Source organism: Gordonia sp. GN26 (genome assembly GCF_054823965.1).
This window is the reverse complement of the sequence record NZ_JSYC01000126.1, coordinates 1-525: the sequence shown is the minus strand read 5'-3', so window position 1 is coordinate 525 and position 525 is coordinate 1. Positions and strand designations below refer to the sequence as shown.

The 525-nt window shown below is 61.3% G+C and carries 1 protein-coding gene; it reads left to right on the top strand.

Features of this window, described 5'->3' with window-relative positions; translation table 11 throughout:
* A partial coding sequence (locus OK17_RS19680) for a transposase (protein WP_461418463.1) occupies positions 1 to 493 on the top strand: 493 nt, incomplete at its 5' end.
* Between the last annotated feature and the right edge of the window lie 32 nt (positions 494 to 525).

Sequence of the window (525 nt, the reverse complement as noted above, 5' to 3'; positions counted from 1 at the left end):
AACAGTGGAGATGCTCACGGCATTGAACACTCAGATCGTCCAGCTCGAAACCACTCTCAACCAGTCTTTTGACACGCATCCGGACGCCGCGATCTACCTGTCCATGCCCGGAATCGGTGAAACCATCGGCGCCCGGATGCTCGGCGAGTTCGGGGATGACCCCGAACGCTATGCCACCGCCAAGTCTCGCAGAAACTACGCCGGTACCTCACCAAGAACCATCGCCTCGGGTAAAGGTCACGTCGTGTTGGCCCGGCACATCCGCAACACCCGACTCAACGACGCCGCCATGGCAATGGCACAAAGCGCGTTGACCGGCAGTGTCGGCGCCCGCGCCTACTACGACAACCTCAAAGCCCAGAACAAGACCCACACACAAGCCCAACGAGCATTGGCCAACCGGCTCATCGGCATCCTCCACGGCTGCCTGGCCCACCACACTCTTTACGACGAACACACCGCCTGGGGCCACCGCGCAAACCTCGCCGCTTGACACCTTGCACCCCTGGGATGTCTTCGTGGCTC